General features: G+C 56.8%; 21 protein-coding genes. 9 read left to right on the top strand and 12 right to left on the bottom strand.

The window, feature by feature from the left end:
• Positions 1–17: 17 nt before the first annotated feature.
• The 4 genes from B1C80_RS02155 to B1C80_RS02170 all read right to left on the bottom strand — a co-directional run bounded on the left by B1C80_RS02155 (position 18) and on the right by B1C80_RS02170 (position 4,127).
• Positions 18–1,598, bottom strand: coding sequence for an FAD-dependent oxidoreductase (locus B1C80_RS02155; RefSeq protein ID WP_077919393.1), 1,581 nt, complete (start codon positions 1,596–1,598; stop codon positions 18–20).
• Between the two features lie 104 nt (positions 1,599–1,702).
• Complete coding sequence (locus B1C80_RS02160) at positions 1,703–2,095, bottom strand: biopolymer transporter ExbD (RefSeq protein WP_077919394.1); 393 nt, start codon at positions 2,093–2,095, stop codon at positions 1,703–1,705.
• Between the two features lie 100 nt (positions 2,096–2,195).
• Entirely contained in the window at positions 2,196–2,909 is a 714-nt protein-coding gene (locus B1C80_RS02165; RefSeq protein ID WP_077919614.1) for a MotA/TolQ/ExbB proton channel family protein, read from the bottom strand.
• A gap of 246 nt (positions 2,910–3,155) precedes the next feature.
• A complete protein-coding gene (locus B1C80_RS02170; RefSeq protein WP_077919395.1) occupies positions 3,156–4,127 on the bottom strand; it encodes a zinc-dependent alcohol dehydrogenase family protein in 972 nt (323 codons plus the stop codon).
• A 110-nt stretch (positions 4,128–4,237) separates the two neighbouring features.
• Here B1C80_RS02170 and B1C80_RS02175 point away from each other — a divergent pair, with 110 nt between their 5' ends.
• Positions 4,238–4,963, top strand: a complete 726-nt coding sequence (locus B1C80_RS02175; protein ID WP_077919396.1) for an MIP/aquaporin family protein — start codon at positions 4,238–4,240, stop codon at positions 4,961–4,963.
• A 54-nt stretch (positions 4,964–5,017) separates the two neighbouring features.
• Positions 5,018–6,529, top strand: a complete 1,512-nt coding sequence (gene glpK, locus B1C80_RS02180) for a glycerol kinase GlpK (RefSeq protein WP_077919397.1) — start codon at positions 5,018–5,020, stop codon at positions 6,527–6,529.
• 49 nt (positions 6,530–6,578) lie between these two features.
• Here the strand turns inward: glpK and B1C80_RS02185 are convergent, their stop codons facing one another.
• On the bottom strand, positions 6,579–7,448 hold the full coding sequence (locus B1C80_RS02185) for a YitT family protein (protein ID WP_077919398.1): 870 nt from the start codon (positions 7,446–7,448) through the stop codon (positions 6,579–6,581).
• 109 nt (positions 7,449–7,557) lie between these two features.
• On the opposite strand from B1C80_RS02185, the gene gldD reads away from it, so the two are divergent.
• Positions 7,558–8,148, top strand: a complete 591-nt coding sequence (gene gldD / locus B1C80_RS02190) for a gliding motility lipoprotein GldD (RefSeq protein WP_077919399.1) — start codon at positions 7,558–7,560, stop codon at positions 8,146–8,148.
• Positions 8,149–8,181: 33 nt separating this feature from the next.
• Entirely contained in the window at positions 8,182–8,595 is a 414-nt protein-coding gene (locus B1C80_RS02195; RefSeq protein WP_077919400.1) for a cytochrome c, read from the top strand.
• Positions 8,596–8,637: 42 nt separating this feature from the next.
• On the opposite strand, the gene B1C80_RS02200 is transcribed toward B1C80_RS02195, so the two are convergent.
• Positions 8,638–8,997: a helix-turn-helix domain-containing protein gene (locus B1C80_RS02200; protein ID WP_077919401.1), complete on the bottom strand. Its 360-nt coding sequence runs from the start codon at positions 8,995–8,997 to the stop codon at positions 8,638–8,640.
• Positions 8,998–9,125: 128 nt separating this feature from the next.
• Here B1C80_RS02200 and B1C80_RS02205 point away from each other — a divergent pair, with 128 nt between their 5' ends.
• The 3 genes from B1C80_RS02205 to B1C80_RS02215 all read left to right on the top strand — a co-directional run bounded on the left by B1C80_RS02205 (position 9,126) and on the right by B1C80_RS02215 (position 10,841).
• On the top strand, positions 9,126–9,758 hold the full coding sequence (locus B1C80_RS02205) for an NAD(P)H-dependent oxidoreductase (RefSeq protein ID WP_077919402.1): 633 nt from the start codon (positions 9,126–9,128) through the stop codon (positions 9,756–9,758).
• 166 nt (positions 9,759–9,924) lie between these two features.
• Positions 9,925–10,539 carry a hypothetical protein gene (locus B1C80_RS02210; protein ID WP_139361567.1) on the top strand — a complete coding sequence of 205 codons (615 nt, stop codon included), beginning with the start codon at positions 9,925–9,927 and terminating at the stop codon, positions 10,537–10,539.
• Between the two features lie 113 nt (positions 10,540–10,652).
• A complete protein-coding gene (locus tag B1C80_RS02215) occupies positions 10,653–10,841 on the top strand; it encodes a hypothetical protein (RefSeq protein ID WP_077919404.1) in 189 nt (62 codons plus the stop codon).
• Between the two features lie 103 nt (positions 10,842–10,944).
• Here B1C80_RS02215 and B1C80_RS02220 read toward each other — a convergent pair whose 3' ends face one another.
• The 5 genes from B1C80_RS02220 to B1C80_RS02240 all read right to left on the bottom strand — a co-directional run bounded on the left by B1C80_RS02220 (position 10,945) and on the right by B1C80_RS02240 (position 14,725).
• On the bottom strand, positions 10,945–11,340 hold the full coding sequence (locus B1C80_RS02220; protein ID WP_077919405.1) for a TerB family tellurite resistance protein: 396 nt from the start codon (positions 11,338–11,340) through the stop codon (positions 10,945–10,947).
• Positions 11,341–11,364: 24 nt separating this feature from the next.
• Complete coding sequence (locus B1C80_RS02225; RefSeq protein WP_077919406.1) at positions 11,365–12,150, bottom strand: prohibitin family protein; 786 nt, start codon at positions 12,148–12,150, stop codon at positions 11,365–11,367.
• Between the two features lie 77 nt (positions 12,151–12,227).
• On the bottom strand, positions 12,228–12,557 hold the full coding sequence (locus tag B1C80_RS02230) for a hypothetical protein (protein ID WP_129603419.1): 330 nt from the start codon (positions 12,555–12,557) through the stop codon (positions 12,228–12,230).
• 100 nt (positions 12,558–12,657) lie between these two features.
• Positions 12,658–14,022 (bottom strand): ATP-binding protein, encoded by a 1,365-nt coding sequence (locus B1C80_RS02235; protein WP_077919408.1) that lies wholly within the window; start codon positions 14,020–14,022, stop codon positions 12,658–12,660.
• A gap of 10 nt (positions 14,023–14,032) precedes the next feature.
• Positions 14,033–14,725: a response regulator transcription factor gene (locus B1C80_RS02240; protein ID WP_077919409.1), complete on the bottom strand. Its 693-nt coding sequence runs from the start codon at positions 14,723–14,725 to the stop codon at positions 14,033–14,035.
• A gap of 328 nt (positions 14,726–15,053) precedes the next feature.
• Here B1C80_RS02240 and B1C80_RS02245 point away from each other — a divergent pair, with 328 nt between their 5' ends.
• Positions 15,054–15,251, top strand: coding sequence for a hypothetical protein (locus B1C80_RS02245; protein ID WP_077919410.1), 198 nt, complete (start codon positions 15,054–15,056; stop codon positions 15,249–15,251).
• Positions 15,252–15,326: 75 nt separating this feature from the next.
• Here B1C80_RS02245 and B1C80_RS02250 read toward each other — a convergent pair whose 3' ends face one another.
• Complete coding sequence (locus B1C80_RS02250) at positions 15,327–16,952, bottom strand: acyl-CoA carboxylase subunit beta (protein WP_077919615.1); 1,626 nt, start codon at positions 16,950–16,952, stop codon at positions 15,327–15,329.
• A gap of 280 nt (positions 16,953–17,232) precedes the next feature.
• Here B1C80_RS02250 and B1C80_RS02255 point away from each other — a divergent pair, with 280 nt between their 5' ends.
• A complete protein-coding gene (locus B1C80_RS02255) occupies positions 17,233–20,340 on the top strand; it encodes a sialidase family protein (RefSeq protein ID WP_077919411.1) in 3,108 nt (1,035 codons plus the stop codon).
• Positions 20,341–20,714: the final 374 nt, after the last annotated feature.

Raw genomic sequence — 20,714 nt, forward strand, 5'->3', positions numbered from 1 at the left:
CAAAGGTAAGCCGATTATCAGGCTTTTTTCAACTCGCGGGTCCAGTTTACCCCGGCCCGCACCGACGCAGCCGACGGCAACCGCCCCAGTTGCATCAGTTCCCGGATAATGGCTATATCGACGTCGCGTTTCAGCCCGGCCACGGCCAGAATTTGCTCCCCGGCAACGTAGAACGCCAGAAAGGAGTCGTCTTTTTCGGGGTCACCGTCGTAAATAATGTCGTCAAACGAGTCGGCATGACCGATATAATTAATTCGTTTTCCGTGTTGGTTGGTCCAGAAAAACGGGACTTGCTGGTAGGCCTGCTGCTGACCGGCCATGTTCAGACCGGCTACGTAGCCCTGCTGGCCCGCCACTTTCCAGTGCTCGATGCGCTGTGCCCCGTCGCCGACCGGATATACGGCCACGTCGCCGGCGGCATACAGGTCGGGGGCAATGCGGAGATACGCGTCGGTCCGTATGCCCCCATCGTCCTGCCGGTCCACGCCCTGCACAAACGCGGTCTGCGGTTTAACGCCCAGCCCGACCAGCACCAGATCGGCCGCCAGCGACTTGCCGGATTTCAGCACGACCTCCCGAACCGTGGTATCGCCGGTTAACTGCTCCACTTCGGTACCGAGGTGAAACCGGATGCCTGCTTCTTCGTGCCATCCCTGAATAACCCGACCGATCGCTGGCCCGAGAATTTTCTGAAAAGGAATGGTATCCCGGCCAACCACATCGACTTCGCAGCCGAGTTTGCGCAGGCTCATGGCCGCTTCCAGCCCGATAAACGAACTGCCAATAACGACCACCCGTTTACCGGGCTGCCCGGCTTCGCGCAGGAGCTGGCTATCGTGCAGGCTCCGGAGGGTATAAACGCCCGCCAGCCCGGCACCGGGTACCGGCAGAGGATTGGGGGAGCCGCCCGGCGCGAGCACCGCCTGCTGGTAGGTTACCGTTTCGCCAGATGCCAGCTCTATGGTTTTGGTAGCCGGATCGAGCGAAACGACCCGCTGGCCGGTACGGATCTCGATATGATGCGTCTGATAAAATTCGTCAGCCCGAAGCGGCATCCACTCGTCGGGCGCTTCGCCCTGCAGGTAATCTTTCGAGCAGTTGGGGCGGTCGTAGGGAGCTTCCTCGCTGGCTGTCAGCATCACGATCCGGCCGGTGAAACCGCCTTCGCGAAGCCCTTCGGCCGCAAACGCGCCCGCCCCGCCACTACCCACAATGACGCAGGTGTCTGCCGACACCGGATCGGGCTCAACCATGGGGTTTTCTACGCTCTCGCTGTCGGTCGTGAGCTGAACGATGACCTGACCATCTTCGACACGCACCGCATGTTTGGGCAGTCCGTTCAGGGCGGGGGCTTCGAGCCGGTGACCCGTACGGACGTCGAAGCAGGCGTTGTGCCAGGGGCAGACCAGCCGGTTCCCGTGGAGCAACCCTTTCGCCAGCGGAGCCTGGTAATGAGTACATTGCGGATGCAACGCGTGATACTCGCCATCCACACGGGCGAGTAAAACGGTTTTGTCGCCCACCTGAACTTCTCTCATCTCACCATTGGCCAGATCATCGACCCGGCATACTGCAGCTTCGGCGTAGTTGGTTGTCATATCCTGAACGTTTGCCCTAATAACTAGCTGTTGGTGCCGAATGGTTATAAAAAAAGTCGGTGCCGCTATAAGCTGCACCGACTTCAAACTATCGATTTGTGTGATTATTTTGAGGTGGCCATGACCATCCGTATATTCAGTTTAGCGCCCGTTTGCAGCACATCGACCAGATCCTGAACCGTTAGCGACTTATCGAACCGCACCACCACGGTTGGTTCGGCAATACCGGCCATGATCGTTTTCAACTCATTTTCGAGGTTGGCCGGATCGACTGGTTTTTTATCGATGTAATACTGTTTCTTGTCATCGACCGAGAGGGTTACCTGTTTCTTGCTGAGCTGCTGAGACGAAGCCGCCTTGGGCAGCATCAGCTTGATCACGTTTGGGTTGGCAACCGTTGAAATGATCAGGAAGAACAACAGCAGAAAGAACATGATGTCGTTCAGCGACGAGGTTGCCACTTCGGCCGCAAACTTATTTTTTCGTCGGAGTTTCATACACGTAATGCCCGATCGGAAGAACTGGCGGTGAAAGAAGTTAGGTAGCCGCTGGTCCGTACTGAATCTGACGATTCAACGGGCCAGCCGGTGCTACGGATTAGCGCATCCGGGCGGTTTCGGCCGTGGGTTTCTGCAGGACCTCGATGAACTCAAAGGCGTTCATTTCGAGAGTAAGCGTAAACCGTTCGATCATCATGTTCAGCAGGTGATAGCCGGTATAGGCAATGACCCCTACGATAAGCCCGGCCCCCGAGGTAATCATTTTCTCGTACAGACCACCGGCAATGATACCGACGCTGATGTTGTCGGAGAGGGAGATGTCGTAGAAAATCCGGATGATCCCCGAAATCGTTCCGATAAACCCGAGCATGGGCGCAATACCGGCAATGATGCCCAGATAACCCATGTTCCGCTCCAGCCGGGCCAGTTCGATCTGCCCAACGGTTTCAACGGTGCTTTCGATCTCTTTGATCGGCGATCCGATCCGGCCAATGGCTTTCTCGAACACACGCCCCATAGCAGTCCGCTGGTTACGGGCAAACGACTCGGCCGACTTCACATTGCCCTGCGCTACCATGTCGCGGATGTTGTCGATGAAATTGGAATCGGAGCGGGTCTGCGACCGAATGACAAAAAGCCGTTCGAAGATCAGGTACAACGCGGAGAAGAACAGGAACGCAATAGGAATCATGACCCAGCCGCCTTTGGCAACGAGATCGAATAATTGCAGACTTTGGGGTTGAGCAGCCGCCGAGGTGGCCGAGAGCGATGCGGCCGTGGTGTCAACAGCCGGAACCTGAAGCAGGAGCATACGGTCTTTGTGAGTAAGTGGATCAGACTGACCGGCAGTCGTTTCAGGAACAAACGCCCCGGTTTCGTCCAATATTGTTGTCAAAGATAACGAAGGCTATAGAAAGTGGTTCAGCCAGCGATAGACTTTGTCCGTTTTTCATCTATATGGACCAGAATCCGGTACGAATAACCGCCGTTTTTACGTTGCTGCGCTGACCAGTACCACTGGCCGGGTCGTTGACCACGGCCAGGGTGTGCAGGAGCATTACGGCTTGATGAGTATCTTTCCCCATCGTCCGGGCCGGTCGGCGTGGGCAACAGCTTCCGTAATCTGATCGAGGGAATAGGTCGCTTCGACGGGTAACTGAATCGTGCCCGACGATAGCAGCGAGATCACGTTCTGCGCCACATCCTGTCGGGTCGCGCTGTCTACACGGCGCATCCAGTCCGTCAGCCAGAATCCTTTGATGGTCAGCTCGCGAAAAATCATCAGCCCTATGTTGACAGCCGGGTCCTGCCCACTGAGCAGGCCGTAAACCAGCATGGTTCCACCTTTTCCCAGACAGGTCAGGGCCTGCGAGGCCGTATGACCACCGACCGCGTCGAGCACGCAGCTCACACCGGCGCCCCCGGTAATCTGTTTTACCCGGGCGGTCAGATCATCGGTTTCGGTATTGATTACTTCGGTCAGGCCCAGTGCTTTCAGCTCGTCATTGAGGTCGTTGCGCCGAACCGTACCAATGGTCTTTATACCCCGCATGGCGCAGAGCTGAATGACCATTTTGCCGAACGCCGAACCGGACGCCGTCAGCATCAGCCAGCCACCCTCGGGTACACCCGAATCTTTTACCATAGCATAGGCCGTGAACGGATTAACGAACAGCTGAGCCGCCACCTCGTCGGTCATGGCATCGGGCACCGGAATCAGGCTGCGCTGGTGCGCAATGGCGTACTCGGCCCAGGTTCCAACGCCGGTAAAGCTGACCCGGACGCCGGTGCGCATCTGCACGCCTTCGCCCACCGCATCCACGACGCCCATCCCTTCGAAACCCGCCCCCGACGGCAGCTGTGGCCGGATGCCGTACAGGTTCTGGACGAACATAATATCGGACGGATTGATAGGGCTGGCAACGACCCGGATGCGTACTTCGTTGGGTCCGGGCTCCGGAATGGCGACGTCTGTAACGTTGAGAATATCGGTGGGCTTACCCGTTTGTTCGAATAGGATGCTTTTCATACGCCAAAAATATCACTTAATTCGCACAAACTATTCCTAAACTCAGTCGCCAGCCGGTACCAGCTCCTTGTTCGTGAGTCTCCCGCTGTCGGCTCCCAACTACCGCTTGAATGACAACCTCTCCTTTCCTGGGTGAATTAATTGGCACGATGGTGCTCCTGCTGCTGGGCAACGGGGTCGTGGCCAATGTGGTTTTGAAACAAACAAAAGGAAACTCCTCGGGCTGGATCGTGATTACCGCAGGCTGGGCATTTGCCGTAACCATCGGCGTCTTTGTAGCCAAAGCCTTCGGCAGCGTCGATGCGCACCTAAACCCGGCTGTTACCGTTGCCTTTGCCGTAGCCACCGATGACTACAGCCACGTATTGCCTTACATCTCGGCCCAGCTGATTGGTGCCTTTCTGGGCGCTACGCTGGTCTGGCTACAGTATCTGCCCCACTGGGCCACCACGCCCGACCCGTTCGACAAGCTGGCGTGCTTCGGTACGGGGCCGGCCATCCGGAGTCTGGGTGCCAACTTTTTCAGCGAAGCGCTCGGTACGCTGGTGCTGATCCTGGGTCTGGCCGGTATTTCGTCCAAAAATCTGGGTGAGCTGGCTATTGGCGTCGGCCCGTATCTGGTGGGTGTACTGGTGTGGAGCCTCGGTCTGTCGCTGGGGGGTACAACGGGATACGCCATCAACCCCGCCCGCGATTTTGGGCCGCGCCTGGCGCATACCGTACTACCGGTGTCGGGAAAAGGCTCGTCAGACTGGGCCTATGCCTGGATTCCGGTGGCCGGACCGCTGGCGGGCGCTCTTCTCGGTGGCTTGCTGATCCGGTGGTACGCCCTGTAGCAGCCGTATCTACCCTACCTGTCTTTATTTTATCGTTGTAATCTCAGCCTTCTCATGCCTACCTACGTAGCCGCTATCGATCAGGGTACCACCAGCACCCGCTGCATTGTTTTCGACCGGCAGGGTCAGATCGTTTCGCTGGCCCAGAAAGAACATAAGCAGATTTACCCGCAGCCTGGCTGGGTCGAACATAACCCGGAAGAAATCTGGCGAAATACGCTCGAAGTGGTGGCGCTGGCGCGGATCAAAGCCAAACTGTCGACGCAGGACATCGTGGCCGTGGGCATCACGAACCAGCGCGAAACCACCGTTGTCTGGAACCGCCGAACCGGCAAACCCTATCATAACGCCATCGTCTGGCAGGATACGCGCACCGGCGATCTCGTCAATCAGTACGCGGCTGCCAGTGAACTCGGTCAGGATCGGTTTCGCGAACAAACGGGCCTGCCGCTGGCTACCTACTTCAGTGGTCTGAAGCTGAAGTGGCTGCTCGATCATGTGCCCGGTCTGCGGGACGATGCCGAGCGGGGCGACGCTCTTTTCGGCAACATGGACTCGTTTGTGGTCTGGAATCTGACGGGCGGGCCGCAGGGCGGGCTACACCTCACCGACGTTACCAACGCCAGCCGAACCCAGCTGATGAGCCTGCATACCCTGAGCTGGGACGACGCGCTACTCGACGCCTTTACGGTACCCCGCGCCATGTTACCCGACATCCGGCCCAGCAGCGCCGTGTACGGCACGGTGGCTTCGGAGGTACTGCCGGGGGTTCCGATTGCGGGTATCCTGGGCGATCAGCAGGCGGCTCTGGTTGGGCAAACGTGTTATGAACCGGGACAGGCCAAAAACACCTACGGGACCGGCTGCTTCCTGCTCATGAATACCGGCACCGAGCTACGCCCCTCTACCTGCGGCCTGCTGACAACGGTAGCCTATCAGTTTGAGGACCAGCCTACCCAGTACGCGCTCGAGGGGTCGGTTGCCATCACCGGCGCCCTGGTACAGTGGCTGCGCGACAACCTCGGCATCATCAAAAAAAGTACGGATATCGAAGCCCTGGCCCGCTCGGTCGATGACAATGGCGGGGCTTATTTCGTGCCGGCGTTCTCGGGCCTGTACGCCCCTCACTGGAAAGCCGATGCGCGTGGCGTCATTGCCGGCCTGACGCGCTTCGTGACCAAAGGCCACCTGGCCCGGGCCGTGCTGGAAGCGACGGCCTATCAAACCGTCGACGTAGTGCGGGCTATGGAACAGGACGCGGGCGTATCGCTCAAATCCCTGCGCGTGGATGGCGGTATGGTTGTCAACTCACTGCTGATGCAGTTCCAGGCCGATGTCCTGAACGGTCCCGTCATCTGCCCACGCATGACCGAAACCACAGCCCTCGGAGCCGCCTATGCCGCCGGACTGGCCGTTGGGTACTGGAACGGACTCGACGATTTGCGGCAGAACTGGGGCATTGCGCACACCTATGAATCGACCATGGCCGACGACCAGCGTCAGAAACTTATGCGCGGCTGGCAGAAAGCCATCGAGCGGTCGTTCGGCTGGGAAGACCCCGCCTGACCAGCCCGCATGGGGGCCGATACCCAGAGTATCGGCCCCCATGCGAAAATCAATGCAGCGGCATACTCTTCACCTTACCATTCGACACGTCGTTGATCCCGTACTGAATCACAAAGGCGTTGGGGTCGAGTTCGTTGATAATGGCTTTGAGCCGTCCTATTTCCAGCCGGGTAATTACCGTATACAGCACATCCTGCGCCTGCTCCCGCACGCCATGTTTGCCATAGCCCTGGTGGCCAGCCAGCACGGTAACCCCCCAGCCCATCTCGGCCAGCTGATCATGAATAAGCAGGTGCTGGGGCGAAACGATCATCACAGCCGTATATTCCTCGAGACCGTGCACCAGGAAATCGATCATCTTGGAGGCCGCGAAGTAGGTGATGATGGAGTAGAGCGCCTGCTCAATGGTCAGAAAGAAAGCGGCCAGACCAAAAATCACCACGTTCATCAGCAAAATAACATCGCTGATCTTCAACAAATTACTGGTTCTACTGATTAGTAAAGCCGCTATTTCGGTACCGTCCAGCACGGCCCCGCCCCGCATGGCCAGACCAATACCCAAGCCAATAAAGAAGCCGCCAAAGACAGACGTCAGCAGCAGGTCGGGGGTAACGTCGGGGTAGGGTACTACGGCCACGCACACCGCCAGTCCGGCAATAGCTACCGCACTTTTGATGGCAAAGGGACCACCGATCTGTCGGTAACCGAGTACGATAAAGGGGAGGTTGATGGCCGGAATCAGCACCGCCAGCGGCAGGCTCAGAATATCGGCCAGTAACATGGAGACGCCCGTAACGCCCCCGTCGATGAACCGGCTCGACAGCAGGAAGCCTTTAAGACCCATACCGGCACTTAAAATACCGGCTACGATCAGGATAAAATTTTTCACGGGTGCAAACCAGGCGGGACGTTTTTTCATTGGTTAGTCAGCATTGTTCATCTCTAAAAGACCCGAATGCTTCTTTAGGTTTGGGAATCAGGCGAAATAAGACAGGAACCGTAAACGTTTGTTTAGCATTGCACTCCTTATGAAACACCTTCGCTCCTGCTTATTGTTTGGGTTTCTGCTCGTACTGGCAGCCTGTGGTACCGATACGTCTGATACTTACGTACCCAAACCCAAAGGGTACCCCCGCATCGACCTGCCCGTGGCGCGCTATCAGCCGCTGCCGCCAACCCACCCGTACCAGTTTGATTACAATAAAATAGCCCGGATTCTGCCCGATACGTTTGCCCGATCAGAACCACACTGGATATTTGTTCATTACCCGGCTTTTCAGGCCAGTGTGCAGCTGACCTACAAACCGGTTGGCAATGACGTAAACCGCCTGCGGGCCATGCTCGAGGATTCGTACAAGCTGGCCGCGCGGCATAACATCAAAGCCTACGCCATTGAGCAGCGCAAGATCCGGCTCAGGTCCGGTATGGAAGCCAGCCTGATCGACCTGTCGGGCGAGGTGCCGAGTCAGGTACAGTTTGTCGTTACCGATTCGACAACCCATTTCCTGCGGGGCGCGTTATACTTCAATACCGCCACCCAGAACGACTCGTTACAGCCCGTTATCCAGTATATTCGCAAGGACGTTCTGCACCTGCTGAATACCCTGAAATGGCGCTGACCGGGCTAACCCGCTGCGGTGCTTGTCACGATTATGAAACAACGGCTTGCTTTTCTTTTCTGCCTCCTCGTATCCGGGGTTATGGCCCAGACTACCAAACCAGCTTCAACGGCCAAGGTGGCTACCAAAACGCCGGGCCAGCTGCTGTATGAGCAACATTGCCTCACCTGCCACCAGGCCAATGGCTCGGGCGTGCCGAACCTGAATCCGCCCCTGCGCAACACCGACTGGGTCACGGGCGATAAAACCCGGCTCATCAACGTGTTGCTGAACGGCTTACAGGGCCAGGAGATCGAAGGCGAGGTCTACGATAACGCGATGCCCGCCCACGATTTTCTGAACGATCAGCAAATTGCCGATGTGCTGACTTACATCCGCAGCAGTTTCGGCAACAAGGCCGAGGCCGTAACCGCCGACCAGGTAAAAACCGTCCGGGTTAAGAAATAAGCGGCTTCTTCCGGTTGCGGGCACCTGCCCCAGCGAGGCCGCTTACCGGGACTGAATCCGGGCACGGTGCTGTATACCCCAGGCGCAAAGTTCCTGAATGATCCCGTCGAGCGAGCTGCCGTAGTCGGTCAGCTCGTACTCGATCAGGACGGGTGTGCTGGTGTATACCTGACGCTTCACAAACTCGTTCATTTCCAGCTCTTTCAACTCTTTCGACAGCAGCTTGGGCGTAATGTCGCCGATAGCCCGCTGCAATTCACCAAATCGTTTGGGGCCTTCGTGCAGCGCAATAACGATGGGTAGCTTCCATTTTCCGCTGAGCACATACAGCGCGTCATGAACACCACTCAGTTTATGGATGCATTCGGCCTGGCTCATCGTTTGTCTGTGTTCGGCTAACATAGTCCTGGTTGTAAAGCGTGATCACTATCCCAAAGGATACCGGTATCCTTTGGGATACTACTATCTTTTGCATATCGGACATACATAGCTTTGCAGGCAAATAGTTTCAAATTTTTAAATATATCGATATGAATTTTGTTGATGCACTTCACTGGCGCTATGCCGTCAAGAACATGAACGGGCAGGTAGTAGCTCAGGAGAAAGTAAACGCCATTCTGGAAGCAATCCGGCTATCGGCCTCTTCGGTTGGCCTCCAGCCCTACGAAATCCTGGTGGTGTCGGACCCGGTCCTGAAAGCTAAAATACACGAGTTGGCCTGTCCGCAGCCGCAGATCGTCGACGGATCACACATCCTGATTTTTGCCTCGCAGCTGACGGTAAACGCCGACCACATCGACACCTACATGCAGCGCATTGCGCAAACCCGGGCCATACCCGTCGAGTCGCTGAATGGCTTTTCCACGTCTATCAAAGGATCTTTGCTAACCCGAAGTGCCGATGAGCTCAGGAACTGGACCGCTCGCCAGGCCTACATTGCATTGGGCTTCGGACTGGTGGCGGCCGCCGTTGAAGAAGTGGATTCCTGTCCCATAGAAGGTTTTAACGCCACCGCCCTCGACGAACTGCTGGGCCTACCCGGAAAAAACCTCACCAGCGTATTGGTGATGGCACTCGGCTACCGCGACGAAGCCAAGGATTTTCTGGCCAAAGCGCCGAAAGTACGCAAACCACACGATGAATTGTTTACAGAACTGGTATAGTCTGCCAGCCCGAACAGCTACGCTGAACGGCCGGGTGCCAACTGACGTCTGATCAGGGCATCCGGCTGTTTCAGTTTGCATCCAATAGGCAACGAAAAGTTACCTTCTAATAAATATAGTACAAGAAAATCGTGGGGGTGGTGCGTTAGGGGGCTAAACGCACATTATGGAAAAAGCCCTACTCCTTTGTCTTCTAGGCCTGTGTGGTTCTGTTCAGGCTCAACAGCCATCAAAAACCGGCAACGCGTATACGTCCGCTTACGCAACAGGGAGCTGGTCGGTGGGTGGACACGCGGGGTATTCAAAAGGTCTTATTCTGGAGAATAACAGTACAGCCCAGTTGTACGCCGGGTATTTCATTGCCAACCGGCTCCTGCTGGGGCTGGGTGCGTCGGGCAGTCAGGAATGGTTCAGGTTGGTTCGCAGCCAGACCTATACGGTGGGGCCAATGGCTCGCTACCAACTCAGCCGCACCCGTTTTTCGCCGTTTCTGACGGCCTCCTACCAGTTTGGGGGCCGATCGTTATCCGGGAGCGAGAGCCAGACCATGACGAGTGTAGTCAACACCCCCAATGGCCCCGTAACCATAACCGGTACGGCCCGTATACGCGGAACCGGGGTCTCCAGATCAGTGGGCATTTTTTCGTGCGGAGCAGGGGTGAGTGCCGGTATAAGCGCTGCGCTCCGGGTCGATCTGGCCCTCAGCTACCAGCAATGGCTGGATCAGCCGCTGATTCAGCCGCAACTCGGGATCAACTATCTCATCGGTAAGAAATACTGAATTCCTGAAAATAGCCTAGCTTGCCGGCCAACCCATCAGCCAGACATAGCGGCATAACCGCCCTATGTCGATAACGGGACAGCGTATGGGGGTCTATTTACCAGCAAGCTGACATGGAAGCACCAACTGAACAACCCGATCGGTCATCACTGCCGCAAGAGCGGTTCGATGCAGCCAATGATTTTCTCGAAACCTGCGACCGCATGAGCACCGGCTACGAAAGCGGGTTTTACTGGGAGGATACCCAGCGAGCCCTGCGCATTGCGGCCGGTCTGGAAACCTGGCCGACTCAAACGCACTAGCCAGCCTTTACCTATCAACAGCATACGTTCACGGCATAGTCGCCTGGTTATCAGCCAGACGACTATGCCGTGAACGTAACTTTACATCGTAACCGGGCGGTTTTTACAGACGACCGAGGTCGTGCCGAAACCGCTGGATGAGTTCCAGCTCCCGGACGGATGTGTTGCTATGCGCTTCGGCAATTTGCAGGAGGATCTTCACAAAGCGTTTTTTCAGTGGCGCAGTCAGAAATTTACGGTGGTTGATAAACCGCCGTAACGCAAAATCATAGGCTTCCTCTACCGGAACGGCGCAGTTCTCCAGCAAAAAAAACGTGTGGAGCGCTAGTTCGCCGTAGGGTTGTTCGCCCAGGAGCTGACGGGCCAGCCTGGTTTCTTCGGGATCAATACGCCCGTCTACTTTGGCCAGCGCGTAAACAACGTTACCCAGGCCCAGGTACAGATCGGCGGGCGCAGCGGTCAACGGCGCTGGTTTACTACCTACTTTGTTAGCATCCATATCGATTAAAGGTTTATGTGTTGTTTACTGAACGCTGCCTGCCGACAGCATCAGGGGGGAGTTACCGTTGGTGATAATCACCTTACTATTGGGCGAGGTCGACAGCTTGTTGAAGGCTTCAATGGCCTTGAACTGGATCAGCATGGGGGTTAGCCCTTCGTTGATAATCCGCTGAGCGTCGCGGGTGCCTTCGGCTTCGATGATTCGGCGCTGGGCTTCCTGCCGTTCTTTGTCCAGCACGAACTGCATGCGCTGCGCGTCCTGCTCAGCCGCGAGTTTATCTTCAATGGCTTTGGTCAGGCCCGCGGGTAACGAAATGCTTTTGAGCAGCACCGACTCGATCAGGAAGCCCCGATCTTTGAGCTGGGTCATCATTACCTCCCGGATAGACCGTTCAATATCGGCCCGTTGTCCGGTATGCATATCCTTCGCAAAGTACCGCGACGACACATCCGCTACGGCCGAGCGAAACACGGGCAGTATGACCACTTCGGCGTAGTCGGGCCCGATCTGCTCCACGATCCGGGGCGCGTAGCTTCCTTCAACGCGGTACAGAATCGACACCTCCGACTGCACCGTCAGGCCTTCTTTGGAAGGCAACGGAGCACGCACTTCGAGATTGACGGTTCGCGTTGGAATTTTGATGACCCGCGTCAGAATCGGGTTAAAAATCTGTACGCCTTCGGGCAGGGTTTGCGGGTTGATTTTTCCAAGCGTTCGTCTGACGCCCACTTCGCCCTGCCGGACAATGGCGCAACTGCTCAGGGTTACTACCGCTAAGCCAATATGCAGAATGGTGATCGGTTTCATGGCTGTTGTGATGAATGGATGGTCTGATCAAAAAAACCGGCTGTTGCCGGGTACACACGACCGATAGCCGCCCGTGGTCAGTCCCGGCTGGGCGCGTAGCGCACGCGGTCGGTTCGGGGTTCGAGCGATAGCCGGCGATACACCTTGGCCAGCTGCTGGTCTACTTCCAGCTTAGCGGCCAGCAACGAGTCGTACTGAATCAGCTGCGCATCGTACCGCTGCTGAATCAGCTGCGTTTCAGTACGCTGATGGGCCAGACTGAGCAAAGAGATGCCACAGACCAGACCGCTCAGCAACATAAGCATCCGTCGATAGACCCGGTACATGCGCAACCGCGCCCGGAAATTGCGACCAGAACGGCGCTTCGCTCTGCCTGGATTGGAGTAATCGAGAATGTATTGGTTCATGGCTACTAGCGGTCGGTTGCGGAAACAAAGGTCTCCGACCCGCTTTAGAGCCCCATTAACCCCGTGTTAGAAAGCCATTAGAAAGTGGGGAACACCTGCTTCAGGCGCGTGGGAGCATCAACTGAAAGGTGGTGCCGTGCACGGCGTTCGACTCGACCGTGATGCGGCCCCGGTGCAGCTGGATGATCCGCTGAGTCAGCGACAGACCAATGCCGTGGCCGGGTACAGCGCGGCCATTGGTACCCCGCCGGAAAGGTTTGAATATATCGGGCAGTTCGCTGGGGTCGATGGGAGTACCCTGGTTCTGTACCGTCAGCTGAATCATGTGCCGGTCTGCCGTCAGCTGCACGTTCACCTCGTGGCTGGGCGAAAACTTGCCGCCGTTCTCCATCAGGTTGAACAGCGCCGTTCGGAGCAGGGGTTCGTTGCCCGTTACCCGAAACCCATCGGCCCCCGACGCGGCCGGCTCGGTAACGACCTGTACGCTGTAGCCAGGCCGGAGCCGAAGCAACTCCTCCCGGACCTGTTCGGTCAGTTCGTCGAGCGCTACCGGACCGGTCACTACCGCTTTTTCGTCCAGGCTGACGTTAGCCAGTGCCAGCAGGCCGTTGGTCAGCTGGTTCAGATCACGCACATCTTCCAGGACCGATGCTATAGTAGTGCGTAACTCGGTCAGGTCATCGTCGGCCAGCAGCGACACCTCAAGCTGTCCGGTAATGGCCGTCAGGGGCGTCCGTAGTTCGTGGGATGCGTGCGAGACAAAGGTGCGCTGCTGCTGAAAGGCATCTTCGAGCCGGTCGAGCATCCGGTTGAAGCGGTGGGCCAGCTGGGTAAGCTCATCGGGGTTGGGGCCTTCTTTCAGCCGCTGGTCCAGCTGCGAGGCCGTAATGGTATCGATGCGATCGATAATTCGGCGAATCGGCTGCAACGCCCGCCCGGCGTAGACCCGGCCCGCCCCAAATACGACGGCCGTAGCCAGCAGCCAGCCCACCGTCAGCAAGCCGGCCAGATTCCGCTGCTTACTGACTCCATACTTGTCTACGCCCGACGCCAGCACCACCAGCCGGTGGTAGCGGTCGTAATAGCGAACGCCCGCCACCTCGCGGGGGCCTACCCGCCAGTAAAGGCTGTTGTGCAGCCTTACTTCGTCGAGCTGCTCTTTCGATACCGTCAGGTAATCGGTGCCGCTTTCGAAAACGATCTGGTTCCGGTGGTTGTAAATAATGATCTCCTCGTCGTTCAGCACTGTCATGTGGTTCTTGTCCAGCAGCTTATACAGCTGCCGCCCCATGGTATCCGGCCCAAACAGCAGCTCGGCAGAGGTCAGGGCTTCGGCATGCAGACGCTCGCGAAATTCGTTCTCCCGATGCCGTTCGGCAACCAGATAGATCGTAGCGCAGAATACCAGCAGTAAGCCCGATACGATGGCCGTAAAAAGCAGCGTCAGTCGATTGCGGATGGTCATTGCGCAGCGATCATTTCTGTTTCAGCACGTAGCCCAGGCCGATTACGGTATGAATCAGTTTAACGGGCGCGTCTTTGTCGATTTTGTTACGCAGGTAGTTGATATAAACATCGATCACGTTAGTACCCGTGTCGAAGTTGAGATCCCAGACCTGCGAGGCAATGTCGACCCGCGACACGACCCGGCCCTGGTTGCGCATCAGGTACTCGAGCAAAGAAAATTCACGGGCGGTCAGGTCGATACTTTGTCCCATACGACGGGCTACTTTTTCGCGCAGGTCCAGCTCAAGATCGGCCATCTTCAGTACGGCCTCGCTTTCGTCGGGGGGCGTGGCCCGGCGCAGCAAGGCCCGGATGCGGGCCAGCAACTCCAGAAAATCGAACGGTTTGACCAGGTAATCGTCGGCCCCCGCTTCAAACCCCATCAGCTTGTCGGTCGTGGAGTCGAGTGCCGTCAGCATCAAAATGGGGAGCTGCGTATTTCGGGTACGGATATACTGCGCCAGTTCAACCCCGCTCAGCACCGGCAGATTGACATCCAGAATAACCAGATCAAAATGTTCGGCCCCAACCAGTCGCTTCCCCTCACGTCCATCGGCCGCCACAGTCACGCTGTACGACTGGGTTTCCAGGCCTTTTTTGAGAAAAAGCGCCACTTTCGTTTCGTCTTCGACAACGAGAATATTGGGTTTCGACAGGCTCATAACCAATTCAGTTTGACGGGGTAAAGGTACTACCAAACCGGAACATGATAGTATTACTTTCAAAATAACCCACCTTACTCACCTGCCGATTACCGCACTGAAAAAAAATTGATAAATATTCTACTAAATCTATGTTACATATCTTATAAATGATCGTCTTAGATATGCAACGATTTACACTACCCATCTAGTAAGTCTAGACAACACTACGAGCAGGCTGCTTTTTCCGCTGCAACGAACTATCTTCGATAAACAATCTTCTGATAGTCAATAGTTTAAAGAAAAATTTAGTAGTATCTATCTCCTCTCACGTACGGTTTTTACGGCAATGAATCTTCCTATTTTCGTCGTCCTCTCTATTCTGGGTCAGCTACTTATGACCATTAGCTTTGCGCGGGAAGCGCTCACTACCGACCAGGGTACCTTCTGCCGGGTGAAGTGCGCCATCGCCGGTTTCCTGTACCTGTTCGTCGCTATTCTGCTTGCCTGGCTTCTATTTGAGACTCCCGCCCTGCCAACGGTCTGAACGGGCGTCCGGGCGGTTGGGTCAGTGAGCGGGTCCGGAGTCGTAACGACCCGGCAAAAGCCAGGACCGCACCAGCTAGGTTTGAATAATACCCACCGAAAACGGTTTGGTGATCGGCGCGTGATTGGCAGCCGCGATGCCTTCCGACAGCACCTGTCGGGTCTGGAGCGGGTCTATGATGGCATCGATCCAGAGCCGGGCGGCTGCGTAGTAGGGTGATAGCTGGGCGTTGTACTGGTCGGTGATTTTGTCGAGCTGGGCCTGTTCCTGCTCCGGCGTGAGCGGCTGTCCTTTCGCTTTCTGCGCAGCCACCTGAATTTGCAGCAGGGTCTTGGCAGCCGATGCCCCGCTCATGACGGCCATCTGAGCAGTGGGCCAGGCTACCATCAGGCGCGGGTCATAGGCGCGGCCGCACATGGCGTAGTTACCCGCGCCGTAGCTGTTACCGATCACTACGGTAAATTTCGGCACCACCGAGTTGGCCATAGCACTGACCATTTTAGCCCCGTCTTTGATGATTCCGCCCTGCTCGGCCCGGCTGCCCACCATGAAGCCCGACACATCCTGCAGAAACACCAGCGGAATCCGTTTCTGATTGCAGTTCATGATGAACCGGGCGGCTTTATCGGCTGCATCGCCGTAAATAACGCCCCCCATCTGCATTTCTACGGGCTGGCTCTGCGCCCCGCCCTGCTTCGGCACTTTAGCCTTCACCACCTTGCGCTGGTTGGCCACAATCCCTACCGCCCAGCCGTCGATACGCGCGTATCCGCACAGCAGCGACTGGCCGTAGGTTGGTTTATAGGCATCGAACTCAGACTTATCCACCAGTCTATCCACAATCTCGCGCATATCGTACGGTTTTACCCGGTCCGACGGCAGTAACTGATAGATATCGGCCGGCTCTTTGGCGGGCGGAGCCGATTCGATGCGGTCGAAGCCAGCCGTTTCGCGCTGCCCTGTCCGGGACAGGATCCGTTTGATGGCATCGAGGCAACGCTGATCATCGGGATAGCGGTTGTCCACAACCCCCGAAATATCGGTATGGGTTACGGCGCCACCGAGGGTTTCGGCATCCACATCTTCACCAATGCTGGCTTTTACGAGATAAGGACCGGCCAGAAAAATAGAGCCGGTGCCCTCAACGATGAGCGCTTCGTCGGACATAATGGGCAGGTAGGCGCCCCCCGCCACGCAGCTCCCCATGATGGCTGCCACCTGTAGTATTCCCATGGCCGAGAGCTGGGCATTGTTCCGGAACGTTCGGCCAAAGTGTTCTTTGTCGGCAAACACCTCGTCCTGCAGGGGCAGATAAACGCCCGCACTGTCGACGAGGTAGATGATGGGCAGGTGGTTCTCCATCGCGATTTCCTGGGCGCGCAGGTTTTTTTTGGCCGTTATTGGAAACCAGGCCCCCGCCTTCACCGTGGCATCGTTGGCCACAATGACGCACTGGCGCCCCGAGATGTAGCCAATACCCACCACCACCCCTCCCGACGGGCAGCCGCCATGTTCGGCATACATACCCTCGCCCCCGAACAAGCCGATCTCTACGAAGGGGCGGTCAGAATCGGTCAGGTAGTCGATGCGCTCGCGGGCGGTCAGTTTGCCCTTGCGGTGCTGGTCATCTATTTTCTTTTGCCCACCACCCAGCTGAGTTTTGGTAGTGCGCTGCGTGAGTTCGTCGAGAAGGGTTTGCATGAATGAAGAGTCGGCCAGATCGGCCATTAGAAAACCCTAAAGTAAGCGAGTTGTTGCCGTCTCCAACACCGGCGGTCCGTAACGACGTACGATCAACAGCAAGCCGAGCCGCCAAGCCGACAACCATCATATTTTGATTTTTATAGATTTTTCAATATAAAATAATGAAATACAGATTAATGTCAGATTAAATTATAGACAATCGCTAAGTTTAAGAAAATTATAAATGCCGGCTCTGTGTGAGCTATTTATGACTTCCTGTCCTCAATCTATACGTTCTATGAAGCCACCTTTCCTTTACATTTTTCTCTCGCTGTTTGTTAGCCAGTTTGTCTACAGCCAATCGCCAAAGACACCGGCAACGGTCTCCTTCGACCCGGCCACCTATGAGGGGCTGCGCTGGCGGGAGCTGGGTCCGTTTCGGGGTGGGCGCTCCTGTACCGTTACGGGCGTGACCGGCAACCCCAATCTGTATTACATGGGCACCGTTGGCGGGGGCGTCTGGCGAACAACCGACGGCGGCCAAACCTGGGGAAACATCAGCGATGCCTATTTCGGCGGGAGCATTGGCGCGGTGGCCGTGGCCGAGAGCGATCCCAACGTGATCTACGTGGGCGAAGGCGAGCAGACCCTGCGCAACAACGTGGCTTCGGGTACGGGAATGTGGCGATCGACCGACGCCGGCACCAGCTGGAAACGCATCGGCCTGACCGATTCGAAACACATTGCCCGCATCCGTATTCACCCCAAAAACCCCGACCTGGTCTACGTAGCGGCCATGGGCAACCTCTGGAAACCCAATGAGATGCGGGGTATTTTTCGCAGTGCCGACGGGGGGCAGACCTGGAAAAAAGTCCTGTACATCAACGATCAGGCGGGCGCTGCCGATCTGGTGCTCGACCCTAATAATCCGCGCATCCTGTACGCCAGCACCTGGAACATGAAACGCAACGGCTACCGGATGGACAGTGGCGGGCCCGACTCCAAACTCTGGAAAAGTACCGACGGGGGCGACACCTGGGAAAACCTCTCCGATAAGTCGGGCATGCCCTCGGGTATCAACGGCATCATCGGCGTAACGGTATCTCCCAAAAACTCCAGCCGGGTTTGGGCCATCATCGAAAACAAAGACGCTGGCGGGGTTTATCGGTCCGACGATGCCGGCAAAACCTGGGCCCGCATCAATCAGGACCGCGCGCTGCTGCAACGGGCCTGGTACTACTGCCGCATCTATGCCGACTCGCAGAACGAGGATATTGTCTACGTCATGAACGTCAGCTACGGCGTATCGAAAGACGGTGGTAAAACCTTCGAGCTGAAAAATGCGCCCCATGGCGACCATCACGACCTCTGGATCGACCCGACCAACAACCAGCGCATGGCGATTGCCGACGACGGGGGCGCTCAGGTCTCGACCGATGGCGGCAACCACTGGACAACTTACCACAACCAGCCAACGGCGCAGTTCTACCGCGTTTCGACCGATAACCATTTCCCGTACCGCATCTACGGCGCCCAGCAGGACAACTCCAGCGTCCGGATTTCGCACCGGACGGGCAGCGCTTCCGTGACCGAAAAAGACTGGGTAGCGCTGGCCATCGGCGAAAGTGCCCACCTGGCGCCCGACCCGCTCAACAGCGAGGTCGTTTTCGGGGGCGACTACAAAGGCTACATGACCATGCAGGACCTGGCTACCGGGCAGGAGCGGTCTACCAACGTACACCCCGACCTGCCCGCCGGTTCGGGAGCCGATGCCATGAAATACCGCTTCAACTGGAATTACCCGGTCTTTTTCAGCCCGCACAACCCGAAAAAGCTTTATGCCGGCTCGAACCATCTGCACGTCAGCTACACGGGTGGTGAAAGCTGGGAGGTGATCAGCCCCGATCTGTCGCGGGGAGAGCCCGAAACCATTAAATCGTCGGGCGGGCCGATTACGCAGGACAACACGGGTGCCGAGTACTACGCCAACGTGTTTGCCGCTACCGAGTCGCCCTATACCGAAGGCGAAATCTGGACGGGGTCCGACGACGGACTGATCCATGTCACCATAGATGGCGGCAAAACCTGGAAGAACGTTACCCCCTCCGTGTCGCCGAAGTACAACATGATGAATTCGGTGGAGGTCAATCCGTTCGTGAAAGGGGGCGCTTACGTGGCGGCTACTTCGTACAAGTTCGGCGATTACACGCCCTACATCTACAAGACGCTGGACTACGGCAAAACCTGGACGGTGATGACCAAAGGGATTCCCAAAGACGAGTTTGTTCGGGTGGTCCGGGCCGATCCGAAGCGAAAAGGACTACTCTATGCCGGCACCGAGCGGGGCGTCTGGGTATCGTTCGACGATGGCGAGAGCTGGTCGAAACTTCAGCTTAATCTGCCTCCGGTACCCATCCACGACCTGGCCATCAAGAACGATAACCTCATTGCCGCCACCCACGGCCGTAGCTTCTGGCTGATCGATGACCTGACGCCCCTGCACCAGCTCAGGAGCGACCTGGCCGCCAAAGAAGCCATTCTCTACCAGCCGATGCCTACCTATCGCATGGCCGGTACCAGCAAACGCGACGCGCAGCTCGAAGGCGAAAATCACCCCAACGGCGTCATGATTCATTACTTTATCAAAAAAACTGACCCGGCTGCGGAGGTCAGGCTGGACATTCTCGAAAGCAACGGTACCTTGATCCGCTCGTTCAGCACGAAAGCGAAAGAAAAAGCCGACCTGCTGAAAGTCAAATCGGGGGGCGACCGTTTCGTGTGGGACATGCGCTACCCCGGCTATAAAACCTTTCCCGGTATGGTCTTCTACGGATCGCCCAACCTCGGTCCCAAAGCCGTACCGGGCAATTACCAGGTCAGGTTAACGGTAAACGGGCAATCGCAGACCCAGCCGTTCGAGATCCTCAAAGACCCCCGGCTGAAAACGACACCGGCCGACTATCAGGCCCAGTTCGATTTCCTGATGAAAGTGCGTAACAAGGTAACGGAAGCCAACGAAGGCATCATCAACCTCCGGAAGATCAAGGAAGACCTGACCTATCTCAAAAACAAGATGGGGTCCGACGAGAAGAACAAAGACATAAACGACGTCATTAAGAAGTTTGAAGACGAGCTCAAGACCATCGAGAACGACATTCACCAGACCAGGAACATGAGTGTGCAGGACCCGCTCAACTACGGTATCAAGCTCAACAACCGGCTGGCGCACCTCATGAGCGAGCAGGCCCAGGGCGACTTCCGCCCAACCAAACAGGGCGAAGAGGTTCGTAGTCAGCTCACGCAGGAAGTGGACGCCCAGCTGGGGAAGCTCAAAATGACCATAGAAACCAACCTCATGCGCATCAACCAGATGGCCAAAGACAAGGGCGTTGTCCTGGTTAACTAACGGATTTCCAACGAATGCCCCGTCAGGGCCCATACAGCGCAGCGTCGGTAGAAATCGGCGGCCCACCCGTACGACCAGGCCCGTCAGGGCCTATACAGCGCAGCGTCGGTAGAAATTGATCAGCAATGTTTAGGGTTAACCCGGCACATGAGCCGTCAGGTACATCACAATCGCGGTGGTATACCTGACGGCTCATGAAATATTGGATGCATCGCCCTACCGACGCTACGCTGTGTAGGCCCTACGGGCCTTGGTCATGCGGGTGGGGCGTTAATTTCTACCGACGCTACGCTGTATAGGCCCTAACGGGCCATAGATCGGGTGGGCGCGCCGATTTTACCGACGCTATGCTGTATAGGCCCTGACGGGCCTGA

This window comes from Spirosoma sp. 209, from assembly GCF_002006735.1.
GTDB lineage: Bacteria > Bacteroidota > Bacteroidia > Cytophagales > Spirosomataceae > Spirosoma > Spirosoma sordidisoli.